The organism is Roseiconus lacunae (genome assembly GCF_008312935.1).
Lineage (GTDB): Bacteria > Planctomycetota > Planctomycetia > Pirellulales > Pirellulaceae > Stieleria > Stieleria lacunae.
The window spans coordinates 65065-81157 of record NZ_VSZO01000010.1 but is presented as its reverse complement, the minus strand read 5'-3'; the positions used below and the strand labels follow the sequence as shown (position 1 = coordinate 81157).

The following is a 16093-nucleotide window of genomic DNA, read 5'->3' as shown; positions in this document are numbered from 1 at the left end:
GCATGAAAACGTAGGGTAACTAAAAGAGCTGTTGTTCGGCAGCAATCAACTCAAGCAAGTCTTCGTCTTCAACCTCTTCTGAAAACGGAGATGACGTGGACGCATCGAACGTGCTGAGTGCCTCGTCCGTCGCAGATGCTTGCTCAGATTGAGAACGACTCAATCGATTGATTACCCACAACGCATCCAGCGGTGAGATTTGGCCATCGTTATTGACGTCCAGGAAAAACGGACGCGCATTCGATCGTGACGCTAACGCATTGATGACGAGTAACGCGTCAAGAGGTGAGGTCGCACCACTGTTGTCGACATCAGAAGCGTTTTTCCCATTGTTGAACGGGCCAAAGCTAGAGAATGATTTCAGTGCCGCTTGTGAAAGTTCGGGGACGATTGGCGGCAACGACGAAGCAAGTTCAGAGGTCGGATAAGCCATGCTGAACGTCAGCAGTTCGAAATCGCCGATCGAAAGTCCGAGGTTCGCGTCGAAGTAAGCAAGGTCGGCATAGTCAACGAAACCACTGCCGTCAAAGTCAGCCCAGCGAGCAAACGGAGGTTCTGCATCGCCCACGGTATGACCGAAGGCCGAGGCAAACGCTGCGAAATCAGCGAAGTCAATGACGCCACTGTCGTCCACATCGTAAGGCACCCCCCACATCGCAGTTTCCGGCGCCGTCGCGGTCGTGATGTCGACCTCCTGGCCCGCTACTTCGGCGGCCGCGGTTCCCGTCAAATGGAGTTCCCATGGCCCAAGGATCTGATCCCCTGCTTCGTCCACCGAGACACCGTCCGAGCCAGTCGGACTAAACAAGAAATGCCCGAGAAGCACCGGCGTCGTGCCAAGACCAAGATCCGTTGCGATCAACTGGATATTTGACACCGTGCCGCCCATGTCATCGAATAGCGGAAGTCCATTCGGAAACTCAAATGACGGCCCCGGTTTGAATTTTATCGCTGTCGTGATCGACGTGTCGTAGCTCAGGTCGAACGCAATCGTCTCCACTCCGGCAAGGTCGGAGACATTCGACAAATAAACTTCGACGTAGAACGGTTCCCATTCGTGAAGGTGTGAAACCGAATCGGGAATTTGGTCGACACTGCCATCGCCCATCGTCTCGGTGGGTTCTCGTAAAACTGCAAAATCAAGTTGCAAAGACTCGGTGTGCGTGACCGTCGCTATGTCACTCAAGTCGACGTCTGCAAAATCGATGTTTCCGTCGGCGAAGCTCGCAAACGGTAGTGCACCCGGGAGTAAGCGATATTCCGCATCACCGGCACTGGTAGCGAGGACTTCGACATAGCCAAGGCGAGCCCACTGCGGTGAGAGCGCTTGTTGTTGGATCAGAGTTCCGCCGCCAAAGTCATTGATTAACCCAACCGCATCGTCGATCGAGCCAGATTGCAGCACATCGAAGTTTTCGTTTGTTAGTTGCAACGCGTCCAGCAAATCGGTGGTGTATTCAATGTCAACATGGCCGCCAGCGATCCCACCCAACTGTCCGCTCACGTCTTGAACCCAAACTTCGACATAGTAGCGATCACCGACCGAGACGGCGTCGATACCGGTAGGCAGGTCGGTGACGCCGGCGTCGGAAGGTAGTGCGACCGGTACCAGTTGCACGTCAACCGTCTGAACCTCCGCCGCGATCGTGTAGGGCATCGGCTCGCCCGATTCGTTGACTTGGAAGTACAGCGTTGTGATGCCGCTTTCGGTGTAGGCATCGATGCCTTCGTCGAATGTTCCGTTGCCGTTGGTGTCCAGCAACCCACTGGCGAAGACGTCAATCTCGTAGTTACCCGGCTGAGTGAACGCCCAGTTGTAATGACCGTGGGCTCCCGCTGGCGCGAACAAACTGTCCGATTCGTCGATGCCATCGCTCGTGGCCATCCAGACCGTCGGTTCGGTCACCCCGGAGTTGTATAGGCTAAACTCACCACCCTCCGGACCTCGCATCCCGACCATTTGCAATTGCAACCACGCTTCGGTCGAATCGACCCGCGGATCGGTGTTGGCAAAAGTCGCGAAAGCGTCTCTTGGCCTAGGAATGTTGCTGATCCCCAAGTCGGGCACGGTCGCCGGGGCACCACTCTCCGGCAGCACGTAAATGTCGCTTCCCGGCGCCGCTCCCAAGAAGTCAAACTCGTCGCCGCTCGGGGCAACTATCTGACTGTCCGGGCCACCGACAATCAGAACCTCACTGACTTCCAGGTCGTAATCCGGCGCTTGGATACTCCAGTGGTTGTTGCCGTAGTTGATCGTGACGTCGGCGTGTCCGCCGTCGAAGTAGTTGCTGATCGTCCGCGCTGGGCGACGCTGCAACGTGTACACCTCGCCACCGAGGATAGGTAGCGCCAGTGGATTGCCCTCCAGGTCAGCGATCCCCTCGTTTCCGTTGGTCAGACCCAATGCTCCGCTACCGCTGCCGGTGTCGACCGACACGACGTAGTCGGCCCCATCGCCACTGACACCGGTGACCGCAGCGCCCGTCAAACCATCGGTGGCGCTCGCTGCGAAGGTGTCCGTGGTCACGCCCGTGACCGGTTCGCTAAACGAGATTGCAAAGCGAACGGAATTGGCGGCGGTCTCGGCCGGATCCAGTCGAGCGATGTTGGCAACACGTGGTGCCGACCCGTTGATCACCACGCCGCTTAGATCCACAGCGGGCAAACTCAGGTCCACGTCATCGCCAAGCGGATCGGTCATCGCCGCGCCGGTTGGCAAAGCCACCCTCGTCGAAGCTAACGCAATGCCATCCAAATCAACATCATCTCCCTGGGTCACATAACGGAATGTCAGCGTGGGCGTGCCGGTTCCCGACAGATACTCCGCCGTCACTGCTTGACCACCGATCTGCAACTCGACCCCTGGTGTGCCAGTCACATCGACAGGGACGCCAAAGTGAACGCGCAAATCGACCGCCGCGTCTTCGAGATAAATGCCGTCGACCGGTGCGATCACTTGGTTGGTGAAGGAGCCGAACTGATTCTCGTGAATCACAATCGCGAACGGGTTCACGGTGTCGCCGGTGATCACGTCCATTTGACCGTCGGCGTTGAAATCGGCCAGCCCGGCGTCGTAGAGCGAAAATTTTGCCGAACCGTCGATGGCAATGATCTGGCGGCCGCCAAACGATCCCGCCCCATCGTTGGCGTACCACGACACTGATGTATCGTCGAAGCCTGCGGCAATGATGTCCATGTCGCCATCACCGTCGATGTCGCCGACGTCACCGCCGAACACGCCGGACTCGTTGACGTCCACCACACGCTTTTCAAACGTGTTGTTACCCTGGTTTCGGAAGTACGCCAACTCGCCGTCGAAGTACGACGCCGAAACGATGTCGATCAATCCGTCCCCGTCGAGATCCCCGGGGTAGAGGTTGCGAACGTCAATGTCGCTATCAGCCAAAACCGAACTGCTGAAGCTACCGGTACCATCGTTGACGAGCAGCGTGATTTGCTTGACATCGTTGGAGCCGACCACCAAGTCGATATCTCCATCGGTGTCCGCGTCGAAGGCGGTCATGGCGTTACCGCCATTCAGGCCGGTGGTGATGTCTCGAGCAACATAGGTACCGCCCTCGTTTCGGAACCATTGAACGATGCCATCGGTGGTAATCGAGGCAAAATCGACATCGCCATCGCCGTCCAGATCGCCGCCGAACGCGTCCCGGTGGCTGGCGGCACCAGCGATCGAGACCGGCGCGCCGAAGTTCCCATTCCCATCGTTCGCGTGGTATTGAAGGGCATCGCCCCCGACAACGACAACGTCCAAATCGCCGTCCTGGTCCGCATCAATGGGAAAAACGTTGGCAATGAAATCAGATGTTCCGGGCAAGATCGTTTGCCTTTCCCCAAACGTCCCATCACCCAAATTAGGTGCCCAAACGACCTCGGTAAGATAGGTGACGTCAGCGAAGCCGTTGACTAGAGCATCCTGCAGTCCATCACCGTTGAAGTCGGCTCCGATCGTATTGTACGCATAACCGGGTTCCGAGATGACAACCTTAGGCAACGCAAAAGGCACCACGCCGCTACCGGAGATCACGTTCAGTGACACCGCCGGGGACGGGCCATAGGCGACTGTTCCGTCTGGCTTCAGGATCGAGACGCGATATTCGGCTCCGTCGTCATCCAAGGTCGCCGGGAACGACAGCGTGCTGCCGCTTTGACCAGCGATAGGCGAAAATGTCGATTCGCCGGCGCCTTTATGTTCCCAAAGATAAGTGGTGAGGACGGTACTGACATTGGGCGGCAGCTGACCGGTCAAGGTCACTGAATGGTTAGCGATGACCGAAAGATCACCCGCGATCGTCAGTTGCTGCACCGGAGCACTGCCGTGATCATCGATCTCGATCATTACCGGTCCGGCGACCATCGGATCGAATTCAGGACTTGCGAATTGAAGCGTGGCTCGGATTTCCACACCGTCCATCGATTGCTCGGCAATCATTTGATGGGTTAGCCCTTCGGCACTCGGTAGCGTTTCCCATTGCATGCCCGGCCAACGCCACTCCCACACAATCGAATCTCCCTCGCCAACCCCCGGGTCGGCGAATAGCTGAAGATCGACCGGTGCCCCTTGATGGAAGTGATCGGGGAGGGAACTAAATAAGAACAGTTGTTCCGACGCGTTGTCGATCACCGTGAGATAAGGATAGGCTCCACCGACAAGCGCGGTGTTGCCACTCTCATAAGCCACTCTCGCCTGGATGTACATCCGCTCGCCGTCCAAGTCGGCCGTGAGCGGCATTTCAAACGTGCGCCCTTCTTCCCCCTGAGCAACTTTCATCGGGTTCTGGTCGTCGTCATACATCGCCCACGAATACGTCACCTTGTCACCCAAGTCGGGATCGACTGTGATCGTGGCACTGAAGGTTTGGCCGGCACGATAAACCGGTTGCATTCCTTCAAAGAAAAACTCGACTCGTTGCGCGTCCACCTCAAACGCTTCGGATTGCGCCACAACGAGACCATCGCGAATCACTTGAAGAGCCAACGGGTAGATCGTGTTGCTTGGCGGCTCAAAGGCAAACGTGCGCGCATCAAGAGCGTCGTAACCGCGCGCCGATCTCCATAGGTTGTAGTGGTCAAGGGAAGCATTGATCACAACCTTGAGACTTTCCCCGTCGGCAAGTTCTCGGCCCGTAGCGACTAACGAAGCTGTTTCACCGATGCGAAACGGCGACGGTCCGCTGTACGTCAGTGAAAGTGGGGCGACCGCATTGGCCACCGAGATCGGCCCCGACCACTCGGTGGTCGCGATCGCCTGACCATCCTGCATGACCGCAGCGACGATTTCATAGCCGTCGTAGGACGCGTCGAGTTGCATGTCGAGTTGGCCGGCGCGGGCATCCGCGTTATCGGTTTCTGGAATAAATCGGCTCAGGACGGTTCCCGTGAAGTCAGTTCCTACGGGGCGAATCCGCCACTGAATCTCTTGCCCCTCTTCGAGAGTCACACCCGTGACACGGGCATTCAGGGTGTCGCCAGGTAGGTAAGAATCGTCAATCCCTTCGACACCGAATGACCCATCATTGGCCCGGATCGTTACCGTGGCAGAAGCGACGTCGCCCAACAATCCATTCACATCGTCTTCGGATTCCTTGAGGTAATGATCAATGCCAACTGGCGTTGGGGTTAGCAAACCGACACCGAATGATTCGTCACCTTCGGCGGTCGCGTCATCGAGGATCGGGATTTCGATCGTCTTTCGTGTCTGTCCATCAGCGAAAACGATTTGACCAGACACCGCGGTGTAGTCGAGCTCAGCTACAGCTGAACCATCGCTTGTGGCATAGTCAACGCTGATTCGCCCATCGCTGCCTCCGGTACGAATGACATCAATCGAAGCCGTGTTCGTAGACTCGTCGACGCTGTAACTAGACGCATCAAATTGTATCTGACCGACGCTTGCTACCGAAAAATAGACGGTGATCGGATCGCTCTGGCTGAAGCCGGATTCGTTGGCCGTCGCCATGTTGTCATCGCCGAGATAGGCCGACAACCGCAGATCGATTTCATATCGCCCAGGCTGGGAGAATCCGAAGTTATAGTGCGAATGGCTTCCCGCCGAAATCCAAACCGCGTCATCAGCAGAAATGCCATCGGTCGTGTCTAGGCCAAACGCGTTCGGATTAGAAACGCCGTCATCGAAGGAAGACATGAAGACGACAGTTTGACCAAAAATTCCCGACTGCCACATCGAGAATTCTCCCGTACCCGGCGTACCATCGGGGTTGAAGTGCCTCACGTTCGATAGAGAAGCTTTGGCCCAGGGTGAAGGTTCCGCGCCGATGCGGCCTTTGGATTCAGTCGAGGCGTCATATTGATCGATCGAGTCATCCAGACCGTATCCGGAAACTCCGAGGAAGACCGCTTCAGCATTTTGAGCTTGCGACTGTGGCAGCAGATAAAACGTCTCGCCTGGTACAACACCGATAAATTCGAGTGGTGCGTCGGACGGCAGCGTCGTTGCCGTCGGAGTACCCGCGTAAAGTAACGCTTGGTCGGTGGAGTACTGAACTTCGTTGCCTGATTCTTCGGATTCCAATCCCAACTCCCACTGGCCTAAGTGATGTTGGACATTGATGTCAACGTGTCGTGAGGTCAAGAAGTGATCTAATTCGGCCGCAAGCAGCTGCCGCCGCTCAAGCTGTTCCAATCGCGAAGATCGACGAGGATTTACTGGAAGCAGTCTGTGTGTTTTCAATCCTTTCCTATTGAGGCGATTTCGCGAGCGAGACCAGCGACCAAAACGAAATACGCTCATCAATCCAATCCTCTCGGGGCGGGGCGAACACAGGGGCGGGCTCGGCGGGGTGCAAATGCAAGTCTTTGTCACATGCTAAGAGTGTGCATGTGCGAATGCAACCGACCCGGCCACAATGGTGGTCAGTCGTTCTTTGCCTCGCCGACGAGAAAGCCTTCGATTAACATTGACTTCGTTCACCGCACTTAGGGGGGCGCGGCAATCACGAGTCCAAGTGGCGGTGCGAGCCGGGCACCACATTCTCAATAGGGTCAGGGTGTGCCGTAACGCGATGTTCGATCATCGTTGCTTTGGACCGATCGTGATGTGGTCAAGCGTTTGTTTCGGCGACGGGTCTTGCCGCTGCCAATTTTGGCGGCCGAGGAATCGCCATGCCGCCACCTGTTGCTCGGCGAAGACGAAGGGGCGAAGCCAGGAACTCACGCAATGGTCGCGATAGGTCTGCCCGATGTTCTTGCGGAGGTCTATCAATAGGCGTTCTCGCTGCCGTCCGCCCGAGAGACGCGGCGCGTTGGCAAACCATGGTCGGGGTGCCCCTTCGTCCGTCGAGAGACGCGGTTCTCGGTTCCTTTCATTGTGTTGGTTGTGTAGGTGCATCGAAGTTGCGAAAGCGGCAGTGTCGAGGTATGTTGACTATCGGTTGATGTGTTCGTCGACGATTCGTTTCGAAAGGTCGAAATGGCGGTTGCCGCGGCCTGGCTGTTGGGTGCAGGTTGATTGCCCTTCGCCACGAACTTGCGTTTTTCGGCGAACTCTCGGCAGTCGTTCGGTGGTTCATCTCTAACCCTGTTCGACCGAAAGTAATGTCTTGGGTAGGCGATGCCGTGGGGCCCGAGCTAGGCTCCGAGGAAGCGAGCGGGAATGAAATCGATTTTTGCAACGGATGGATCCATCAGGGAAGCCATACGCGACGCGGGGCTGAGGGCGACGCCTGCTCGAGTGGCAACGTTGGCGATACTGCGAGAAGCCGCGTCACCGCTGACGCATGCTGATGTTGCCGATCGGCTGTGTGAGCACGGGATCGACAAGGCGACGGCCTTTCGGAACTTAAACGACATGACCGATGCCGGCTTGGTGCGCCGCGCAGAACTTGGTGACCATGTCTATCGCTTCGAGCAGATACGCCCTGGCGAAGACGCTTCCGAATGTCATCCGCACTTTCTCTGTACGGTCTGTGGGACTGTTTCGTGTCTCGACAACGTCGAGTTGACCCCCAGCAGCTATTGCGAGAGCAGCAGGGTGGGCGAAGTGTTCGAGATCCTGTTGCGTGGTCGGTGCAACGATTGCAAATGATCCGATGCCAGTCGGTATTCGTGAAGGAGTCCCGGGGGATTAACGGGGGACGTGTATTGGGGCGAACCAGTGAGCCGATCTCGGGCTGATTTCCTGTCCGTCGTCGCGAATCCAAGCGGCAATGACGGTGAATCATGATCGGTTCCTCGACGGGAATTTCGTCACAACCGCGAAGAAAACTTTCCGCTTTATGGGCTCTTCCGCCGCCGGGCGTAGCGATTGGTGGGGCTTTCCAGACAGTCGCCGCCTACGGGTTGGAATTACTCCCGATGCACTTGCACATCAATTGCAAGTGTCGTATCGTGTTTTGGTAGCCGTAGTCATCGGTAGGTGTTTCTCACTGGGGCGGGAAAAATACGTGTCTCGTCTCTGGCGGGGCCCGTTTCCGTTGAAGGTGCCGTTTGATCGATCGCGTGGGTGACACTGCGTGCGAATTTCGTCCAAACGCACCGATGGATTTGAATACTACGAACGTGAATCAGCAGCAGAGAAAGCATGATCCAGGACATGAATCACCCACCCGAGGAAACACAAGAGGACTTTGATGTCGTGGTTGTCGGCGCTGGTGCCGCGGGCGTGGGAGTGGCCATCGCACTAAAGCATGCCGGAGTCGATAATTTTGTCGTGATTGATCGGCACTCTGTCGGTGCTTCTTTCGCCGCATGGCCTGCCGAGACGCGGTTTATTACTCCGTCGTTCCCGACGAATTCGATCGGGATGCTGGATCTGAATTCGATCGCGATCGGTGTGTCACCCGCATTTAGTTTGGAGGTCGAACATCCGACCGGAGAGGAGTATGCGGCGCATTTGAAGGGGGTCGCCCAGTTTTTTGAATTGCCGATACGAGAAGGGACGAATGTCAGACGCGTTACCAAAGTCGGTGACAGGTTTCGAATCGATATCGACGAACAGACGCTCCGCGCCAACCATGTGATCTGGGCTGCGGGAGAGTTTCAGTATCCGCGCCTTAGCACATTCAACGGAAGCGAGTTGTGTAGGCATACCGGGACAATTGCCAGCTATGGTGAATTGGAAGGCGACGACTTCATCATCATTGGAGGATACGAAAGCGGGGTCGATGCGGCGTATCACCTTGCGTCTCATGACAAGCAAATTCGGCTTTTTGATACTGGGTGCCCCTGGAAAGACGAAAGTTCCGACCCCAGCGTTGCCCTGTCAACTTATTCGCTCGAACGGATGCGAGAGGAATGGTTCGAAGAACAGGTTGAGCTTTTTCCACACACGCCAATCGCATCGGTAACGCGCGTTGAAGGCGGCTACGAAGTGAACGCTCTCGATGGGCGATGGTTTTCGACGCCCACGGCTCCGCTGTTTGCGGGCGGTTTTGAGGGGAGTTGCAAGTTGGTCGCCGACTTGTTCGAACGACGTGAAGATGGGTATCCGGCACTGACCGATCACGATGAATCAACGATCGTTCCGGGACTATTCCTATGTGGACCGGCCGTTCGCCACGATCACCACGTTTTCTGCTTTATCTACAAATACCGACAGCGGTTTGCCGTCGTCGCAAAAGCGATCGCGACATCACTCGGCTTAGCTGCGGAAGAACTGGAAAACTACCGCAAGTGGGGAATGTACCTCGACGATCTCTCCTGTTGCGGTGAAGAGTGTGTTTGCTGAGCAAGCACGCCACTTTCGTCATTTTCAAGTGGTGACTTGCCTGTAGCAGATCAAGAAGCGTTCAAGGCGAAGGTGGGACCGGAAAAGCAATGAGCAGATACCCATTGGATCAAGATGGTTTTCAACGTAATCGTACCAACTGAATCAAGCACCGTTCTTGTCGTCGGCAAGGAAAGTGTTGGCAAGTCACAACTTATTTCTTCACTGACGGGGCGATCGGCAGGTGAGACGAATTTCCGTGGATCGACGGTCGTCGTCGAACGCTATCGACTCGGAGACACCGAGTACATCGATACGCCCGGGGTGCTGCGTAATTCTGATACGGAAACCACGCGGCTTGCATTAAACGCCCTCGACGAACACGACGTTGTACTTTTGATCGTCCAAGCGACCAGTCTTGATCAGGATCTAAGGGACATGCTGCCACTGGTCGTCGGGAAACGCTGCGTCGTCGTCGTCACTTACTGGGACAAAGTTCAGTTGGGAGAGGCCGCGCAAGAAGCGATTGAACGTCTGGAAGCCGATGCGTGCGTCGCATTCGTTACGGTTGACGCCCGCACGTTATCCGATCCTGATCGTCAACGGATCGTCGACGCGCTCCGACGTCCGGCTGTCTTGGAGAAGTCGGTTTTGTCGGCCCGTGCCGGATGGCGGATCGAGCCCAAACCGGGATTGATGGAAGGGAGGATCATTGGGCCGTTGGCGGCAATTCTGTTACTGTTTCTTCCGGCGCTAGCGACCATTTATGGTGCCAACACGGTCGCGGATTGGCTTCATCCGATCGTCGCGAATTGGTTTGATCCGTTGATCTTGGCGGTCAATACTACTTGCCCGACCTGGTTGCGAATCATCCTGGTCGGCCAACAGGGTGAATTTGGCTACGGGCTGCTAAATATGGGGCCATTCCTTTTGGTTTGGGCGTTCCCGACCGTATTGATGTTCGCGTTGATTCTAGGCGCTTATAAGACGAGCGGTTTGATCGAACGAATTAACGTCTCGATCCATCCGCTCGTACGACCGTTCGGGCTCAGTGGGCGAGACGTGGTTCGGGTGATGATGGGATTCGGATGCAACGTGCCGGCGGTGATTAGCACTCGTTCTTGTTCGAGCTGTTCGCGCGGGGCCGCAATCTCGGGGATCGCGTTTGGATCGGCTTGTAGTTATCAGTTACCCGCCACACTGGCGGTGCTCTCCGGGGCGGCGGTAGCGACGGGGAGTTCGGCGGCGGTGCTGACCTGGATCTTTCTCACTTACCTGTTGGCCACGACGCTGATTTATCTACGGCTGACGTCGAGCGAACAGGCTCGCCATTCGCTCAATGTTTTGATGACACCGAGCCGACCGTTTATGCAGTGGCCGACGCTATCGTCAATGTGGCGAGAGGCAGCGGGAACTGTTCGGCAATTTCTTTTTCAAGCGATGCCGGTGTTTGTCGTGATATGTATCGTCGCATCCTTGCTGGCGCATTTTGGTGTCCTTGAACTTGCTTCCCAAGTATTGTCGCCCGTGATGAGATTGTTCGATTTGCCTTCACAGGCAGCGTTGCCGGTTGTGCTCGCGTCGGTACGCAAGGATGGGATATTCTTACTCACGGCCAATGATGGGTTGTCATTCCCAATGACGGCTGCGCAGTCATTGACGGCCGTTTATTTGGCGGGGGTTCTGTTGCCGTGCCTTGTCACCGCGATGACGATCGGACATGAAACCGGTTGGAAGACGACGTCGAAACTTCTGGCAAGACAAGCAGGATTCGCCGCACTATTTGCGATCGCCCTGGCTTGGGGAGGAAGATTGCTGCTGTGATTTTTATCGATCAGCAACAAGCTCAGCGGGAAAAGCGGTGCCGAGACCGGCAGGTTTCGCAAAGGTCAAACGATCGCCCGGAGGTCGCCTCGGGTGATGTCTGCATCTCGGATGTCTCGCGACAAGATGCGAGCAAGGGTGATCCGCTAACGCAAGCGGTCGGGTTGTTGAGCCAACAGGCATGGTGCTGGGGAAGGGACATCATGCGACCGGAGGGGAATTGGCTACTTGAGATTGGCTTCAACCGCCTGGAGCCACCGGCTGATCGGAAGGATTGCTCCAGCGTTTATGTTTTGGAACTGCCCAAGCGGCGATGTGTTGTGCTCCGCGGATTTGGCGTTTTCTATGGAGATCATCAGCGTGGTGGAGTCTTCTTGCCGCGATATGAATTTCAGCCAAGGTTTACCAAGCAGGGAACGCTCGCGTGTCCGCCTTGGTCGAACAAAGACTTACCGAAACTTCGGCCGCCAAGACGTTCACAACGAGACGTTTGTGCCGCGCTGACGCTCGCGTTGATCGATTGGATTCGTCAGTACGAAGTCACGATCACCGAGCAGCTGGGGATCGACTACCGACGGACGACCCTGCTGAACTGGGACGACGGTGAGAATTCGTTTACGCCGGCGGAGGCATTTGCATCGGCATGGCGCAAAATGTCGTTTCACCTTGCCGAAAACCCAGGGGCCTATCTGGGACTGAACGATCAGCGTTCCTGACTAAAGTCAATCGAACGCGCTACCGCCGGGGAACTTGTCCAGAGTGTTCGGTATGGAAAAGGCTTCGGTCGCCGAGGGGCGTTTCCGATGAGCGACGCATATTCACGATAACTTCATGAAGTCGGGCATGGCGTCAATTCATCGTGATCGCTGCAAATCATCGTTGGATAACCTGCTTAGCAGACCGTCGTTGGGCAGGAATCCACTTCAGGTCGTTGCTCTGTTGAGCTAAGTTGCCCGCCGTCTGAACCGGTTGTCCAGTCACCTTCATCATGCACGCTGTTTCTTGGTTGAGTGATCCTTTATGAAATCCCGTCGTGAATTCCTGAGTGAAACCTTTTCGTCGGCATCAGGCTTTGGTGTCGCCGCGGCATTGTCGGCCCTCGGAGGACGAGTCGCACTGGGTGACGCTACCCGATCGAAGCTTAAGCTCGTACCTGCCAAGGATGAGACGACCGGTTTGGAATTAATCCATTTGCCGGAGGGGTTTCGATACATCAGCTATGGGTGGACTCGGGACCCGATGTCGGACGGAAACATGACGCCAGCGGCCCACGATGGCATGGGCGTGGTGGACGAGTCGGATGGGATCGTGACGATCGTTCGAAATCACGAAATCAGTGACGACCGTGGCGCGCTGTCGATCAAAGGAGGGCGGCCATTTGACAGACTCGCCGGGGCCGGATGTACGACTTTGAAATTTGACACCCGAGACGGTCAATGGCTGGAGAGCCGAGTTTCCATTTCAGGGACAAGCCGGAATTGTGCCGGTGGAGTAACGCCCTGGGGCACGTGGCTGACTGCCGAAGAAACCGTGCTCGGGATCGGTTCGGTTGATAACTACGAAACCAACGCCGAGAGGGCGTTCGAGAGGAATCATGGTTGGATTTTCGAAGTCGATCCGAGTGGCGTTGAGGACCCTGTTCCGCTGAAGGCAATGGGACGCTTCGTCCATGAAGCCGTGGCCTTCGATCGGAAGTCTGGCATCGTCTATGAAACAGAGGATCGCGGTACCGCGGGCTTCTATCGTTTTATCCCAAAGCAGAACGGAAATCTCGCCGCCGGCGGGAAGTTGCAGGTCGCAGAGGTTGTCGGTCAAGACGATCTTCGTGGTCATGTCGAACAAGGTGCACAGTTCGACGTGCGTTGGCATACGATCCCGGAACCGACCTTGGCGAATACACGTGGGCTCACCGAGCCCGACGAACTTGGTGTGTTCAAGCAAGGGAAAAGCCTCGGCGGAACGACGTTCGCTCGCTTAGAGGGATGTTGGAGCGGTGACGGGGGAATCTATTTCGATGCGACCAGCGGCGGCGAAGCGAGTGCCGGGCAAATCTGGAAATATGATCCTGAAAGCGAAACGTTAACGATGCTTTTCGAAAGCCCTGGGAAGGAAACGTTAAACATGCCCGATAACCTCTGCGTCAATCCGCATGGCGGGTTGGTGCTATGCGAGGACGGTGATTACGGCGATGACGAGTATCCGCAGCGAATGCACTTGCTATCACAGGAAGGGACTTTGGTCCCACTGGCGCTCAATGATGTCAGACTAAAGGGCGAGAAAGGATTTGAGGGAGACTACCGGGGCCGAGAATGGGCGGGCGCAACGTTCAGTCCCGACGGGGAATGGTTGTTCGCCAACATCCAGACACCCGGTTTCACCGTAGCAATTACCGGCCCTTGGGAGTCACTTGTCAATGGTTGATCAGATCATGGTTAACTGAGAAAGGGGCGACTGGGAAGAGATGCAAGACGGGTGATTGTTTCAATAATTTCCCAGTGTTTCCATCTTACTGCCGTATGACTCAGCAGTAGAAACATGATTGCGAAGAAGTCGGTAAAGGCAACTCGCCGACGTATCAGGATTGGACATTGAAGCGGCGGTACCAGCCCAACAAGGCCATGTGGACCGCGTAGGCCATCAATCCAAATCCGACGACTCCCAGTAGAAACTTGCCGTAAGTTTGCGCGGCGATTGCCGATAACGCGTCCCCCATGCCTGCGATCTCTCCGCTGGCACCAAACCATGCCGAGCGCAGTAGAAAGTAGCCGATGATGGCGAACGCGATGCCTCGGGTGATCAGCCCCATCCGGCCTGCGTGATAGGCGGTTTGTCGAAGGGTTTCCGACATCCGTGCCAAGTTATATTGTTCCATAAACTTGGCCTTCCATCCTTGGTAGACAAAATAGCCACCCGCGATTGCGATCCCCGTCCCGACGATTCCGAGCATCGCTCGACCCCAGGTGGAATCAAGTAAGAACGAGGGTTGCTGGCCAGAATCTCCGCTGCCGGAAGTAAATCCAAAGACGAGTGCACCGGCATACAAGCCAAGACCGAGATAGGTGACTCCACTCGCGCCATAGCCCACACGTTTGGCGATCCCTTTGGCGTCATCGTCAGCGCCTTCCGTATTTTGTATTGCCTGAACCCACCGCCAAGCGGTGTAGCCGATCAAGCCGATCGCGACAAGCAGTAGCAACGCTTGTCCGAATGGCTGCTTTCCGATCTCCTCGATCGCATTTCGAGCGCCACCGATTTCACCACCGGCATCGATCGCGACGCGGAACGCAAGAATGCCCACGATAAAATAGACACAGCCTTTGGCGATATGTCCGGCTCTGCCTAGCGTTTCAACCCATGAAGGAACCTGCGGTAACTGGGCGACTTGAAAGCCATTCCATTTGAATTTCGATGCGGTGTTGCTGGACATATTAAACCGTGCGGGTTGAGAGAGTGATTGCGTATGACGATGGTGAGATCGTCGACGCAAACACTATGCCAACATGCTTCAACCGTTAGAAGTTGACGCATCCGCGTCGATTGCTTTCAGCTCAATTTGGCAGGTCAGGCGTTCGTCGCGGTGAACCTTGCGTGGATCAGTCAGTCGAAGGGCATGACCCGTGCCGCTTGCCGCGAAACCTTGGGATACGCCGTCCGGCTAACCCTGTAATTTAGATGAAATCCTGCGTGAACTAATGTGAAACGCAGCATGATTCATTCAGGGCCTGACAACAGGGAACGATCGGAGACCCGACTGACCTGTGCACTTGAAACGTATCACGCCCGAAAACAACCGGGCAGTCTAGACCGGATTTCAGTTACGGTTCTTCTGTCGCCGCTGGATCATGATGCCGATGGTTTTCAGAGATCACCGTCGCAGGCACGATGAACGAGATGCCTTGGGCGCCGCTGGTATCGACGTTGACAGTCTCGACTACCGGTCGGGTTACGTCTTGGCTGGCTTGCCACTGCACGAGAAAGCTCGCCCCACTGCCGCCGATGCGATCTTCTTTTTCGATCACAAATTCGGTTGCCGCGAGTGGTGCGAGACGAAGTGGTTTATTCAACAGAGAGCGGATTTCACGACCACCCGTATCAAAGTACCGAACGCTGCTGACCACGATTTCGTGTTCGGGGTCGGTGTTGCGGACGTACAGTGTGACGGTCAAAAGATAGGGGGCGCCCTTTTGGTGATAAATGTGTGAGTAGGCTGGGGCGTACAACGTTTGCCCGGCGACGGGGTCGGTCGGTAGTGTGTCGATTTCTTCGCGATAGCGATCCCGCGTTCCGGCCTGCTGAAAAGGAATGGATTGTTCGATCGATCGGAAACGCAGTTCAATGAATACAACCAAGATCACCGCCGGAATCACGATCGTCAAAAAAGCCAGCAGCTTTAGACGACGAAACAATCCGTCCGCGTTTTCGTCTGTGATTCGCCCCGCCATCGCTTCATGTCCCTTGGAATGGTGTCGAAAGAAACCCTTCAATCATGGCCGCCGGAGAAAGGGTTGTGATTCAAATTAGCAACTTTCCATGGCCATGTTGTCAACATCGGGGCCGATTTTTCCGACTTCGCAAGTTGCGTTCCGA

At 55.9% G+C, this 16093-nt stretch carries 9 protein-coding genes; 5 read left to right on the top strand and 4 right to left on the bottom strand.

Annotated elements, in window-relative coordinates:
• Window positions 1-19: 19 nt before the first annotated feature.
• A complete protein-coding gene (locus FYC48_RS14405; RefSeq protein ID WP_160149522.1) occupies window positions 20-6661 on the bottom strand; it encodes a choice-of-anchor M domain-containing protein in 6642 nt (2213 codons plus the stop codon).
• Between the two features lie 387 nt (window positions 6662-7048).
• On the bottom strand, window positions 7049-7366 hold the full coding sequence (locus tag FYC48_RS27800; protein WP_160149521.1) for a hypothetical protein: 318 nt from the start codon (window positions 7364-7366) through the stop codon (window positions 7049-7051).
• A 264-nt stretch (window positions 7367-7630) separates the two neighbouring features.
• On the opposite strand from FYC48_RS27800, the gene FYC48_RS14395 reads away from it, so the two are divergent.
• The 5 genes from FYC48_RS14395 to FYC48_RS14375 all read left to right on the top strand — a co-directional run bounded on the left by FYC48_RS14395 (window position 7631) and on the right by FYC48_RS14375 (window position 13927).
• Entirely contained in the window at window positions 7631-8062 is a 432-nt protein-coding gene (locus FYC48_RS14395; RefSeq protein WP_149497426.1) for a Fur family transcriptional regulator, read from the top strand.
• Window positions 8063-8569: 507 nt separating this feature from the next.
• Window positions 8570-9703 carry an NAD(P)/FAD-dependent oxidoreductase gene (locus tag FYC48_RS14390; RefSeq protein WP_149497425.1) on the top strand — a complete coding sequence of 378 codons (1134 nt, stop codon included), beginning with the start codon at window positions 8570-8572 and terminating at the stop codon, window positions 9701-9703.
• Between the two features lie 114 nt (window positions 9704-9817).
• Window positions 9818-11506, top strand: a complete 1689-nt coding sequence (locus FYC48_RS14385; RefSeq protein WP_149497424.1) for a nucleoside recognition domain-containing protein — start codon at window positions 9818-9820, stop codon at window positions 11504-11506.
• Window positions 11503-12222, top strand: coding sequence for a hypothetical protein (locus tag FYC48_RS14380; RefSeq protein WP_149497423.1), 720 nt, complete (start codon window positions 11503-11505; stop codon window positions 12220-12222). Before FYC48_RS14385 ends, FYC48_RS14380 begins: the two co-directional genes overlap by 4 nt.
• A 304-nt stretch (window positions 12223-12526) precedes the next feature.
• Window positions 12527-13927, top strand: a complete 1401-nt coding sequence (locus FYC48_RS14375; protein ID WP_149497422.1) for an alkaline phosphatase PhoX — start codon at window positions 12527-12529, stop codon at window positions 13925-13927.
• 154 nt (window positions 13928-14081) lie between these two features.
• Here the strand turns inward: FYC48_RS14375 and FYC48_RS14370 are convergent, their stop codons facing one another.
• Window positions 14082-14933, bottom strand: a complete 852-nt coding sequence (locus FYC48_RS14370; protein ID WP_149497421.1) for a DUF1206 domain-containing protein — start codon at window positions 14931-14933, stop codon at window positions 14082-14084.
• A 388-nt stretch (window positions 14934-15321) separates the two neighbouring features.
• The gene (locus tag FYC48_RS14365) at window positions 15322-15948 is read right to left on the bottom strand and encodes a DUF3124 domain-containing protein (protein ID WP_149497420.1); all 627 of its coding nucleotides are present in this window, start codon (window positions 15946-15948) and stop codon (window positions 15322-15324) included.
• Window positions 15949-16093: the final 145 nt, after the last annotated feature.